This is a genomic window from Shigella sp. FC1544, from assembly GCF_001722145.1.
Lineage (GTDB): Bacteria > Pseudomonadota > Gammaproteobacteria > Enterobacterales > Enterobacteriaceae > Escherichia > Escherichia coli.
Genome location: NZ_MECT01000257.1, coordinates 1 through 1,866, shown reverse-complemented (window position 1 = coordinate 1,866; position 1,866 = coordinate 1). Strand labels below are relative to the sequence as shown.

Annotated in this window: 1 protein-coding gene and 2 pseudogenes; 2 read left to right on the top strand and 1 reads right to left on the bottom strand. The window is 53.1% G+C overall.

The annotated features are described in order from the left end of the window. Nucleotides 1-97: 97 nt before the first annotated feature. A pseudogene (tnpB, locus tag BGK49_RS13665) lies at nucleotides 98-280 on the top strand (IS66 family insertion sequence element accessory protein TnpB); the annotation flags it as partial. A gap of 19 nt (nucleotides 281-299) precedes the next feature. Beyond that, nucleotides 300-1,484: pseudogene (locus BGK49_RS13660) on the top strand (IS66-like element ISSfl3 family transposase); the annotation flags it as partial. Nucleotides 1,485-1,526: 42 nt separating this feature from the next. Here BGK49_RS13660 and BGK49_RS13655 read toward each other — a convergent pair. Further along, a partial coding sequence (locus BGK49_RS13655) for an integrase core domain-containing protein (RefSeq protein ID WP_032232706.1) occupies nucleotides 1,527-1,866 on the bottom strand: 340 nt, incomplete at its 5' end.

Genomic DNA, 1,866 nt, shown 5'->3' with positions numbered 1-1,866 from the left:
CGCAGCGTTACGGCTGCAATAAAGCCGGATATAAAGCTGCAACCTACCCGTCATGTCAAAACAATGGATGCCTTGCAAACGGGATGCGTTCATATAAATACTGTGGGCCGATCGTGACGGGTTATGCCTGTTCGCCAAACGCCTGGAACGGGGCCGCTTCGTCTGGCCGGTGACCCGGGAAGGGAAAGTGCACCTGACGCCAGCTCAGTTATCCATGCTACTGGAGGGGATCGCGTGGCAACATCCCAAACGGACAGAACGGCCTGGCATCCGGATATAACCCGTGATAAAACAAGGGAATGAACAATGAACTCCCCGATGATATTGAGCTGCTTAAAGCCATGTTGCGTAAGCAACAGAGTCGGCTTCGACAGTATGCCTGTCAGGTCGCGGGCTATGAGCAGGAAATTGAACGGCTGAAAGCGCAACTCGACAGGTTGCGTCGTATGTTGTTCGGCCAGAGTTCAGAGAAAAAGCGTCATAAGCTTGAAAATCAGATCCGACAGGCAGAAAAACGACTGTCGGAACTGGAAAACCGACTGAACACAGCCAGAAATCTTCTGGAAGATGCATCGTCAGTCACAGATTCACCTGACACCAGTCCCCCGTCAGAAAACCCGATCGCCAGTAAGCCTGAATCCCCGGGACGAAAATCTTCACGAAAACCGCTGCCGGCAGAACTTCCCCGGGAGACACATCGCCTTCTGCCTGCTGAAACCAGTTGCCCGGCCTGTGGAGGTGTTCTGAAAGAAATGGGGGAAACAATCTCAGAGCAACTGGATATCATTAATACCGCCTTTAAAGTTATCGAAACCATACGTCCCAAACTGGCCTGTAGCCGGTGTGATGTCATCGTTCAGGCACCACTTCCCCCTAAACCGATCGAACGCGGTTATGCCAGTGCAGGGTTACTTGCACGGATCCTGGTCAGCAAATATATGGAACATATCCCTTTATATCGCCAGTCAGAAATATACGCGCGACAGGGCGTGGAGCTGAGCCGTAATACCATGGTGCGCTGGGTATCAGAAATGGCAGACAAACTCCGTCCTCTGTATATAGCGCTGAATGACTATGTTCTGGAGGCAGGAAAGGTGCACGCAGATGACACTCCGGTGAAAGTACTGGCCCCGGGGAACGGAAAGACGAAAACGGGTCGTCTGTGGGTATACGTCAGGGATGATCGTAATGCGGGTTCATCCCTGCCGGCAGCCGTCTGGTTCGCGTATTCGGCAGATCGCAAAGGAGAACATCCGCAGCTCCACCTGGCAAAGTATCAGGGCGTACTGCAGGCTGATGCCTATGCAGGTTATAACGTACTGTACGAAACGGGCCGGGTGAAGGAAGCCGGGTGCCTGGCCCACGCCCGCCGAAAAATCCATGACGAGGATGTGCGCCGTCCGACAGAAATGACTCAGGAAGCGCTCAGACGGATAGCAGAGTTATACGACATAGAAGCGGAGATACGTGGCAGTCCGGCAGAGTGAACCGCCCCGGGTTTCCTGGAGAGTGTTTTATCTGTGAACTCAGGCTGCCAGATCATCGTTTCCGATGGAAGCATAATAAGCTTTTTCTGCTTCTGCCGGAGGAGTATGGCCCAGCCTTTCCAGCAATCGTCGATTGTTATACCAGTCCACCCACGTGAGTGTGGCCAGTTCCACTTCTGCACGGTTTTTCCAGCTCTTACGGTGTATTACCTCCGCTTTGTAAAGACCATTGATGCTCTCCGCCATCGCGTTGTCATACGAGTCGCCTGTACTTCCTGTTGATGCCAGTAATCCGGCTTCCTTAAGCCGCTGTGTGTAGGCCAGCGATACATACTGAGAACCTTTATCACTGTGATGGACCGTGCCGGACGGTCGACGG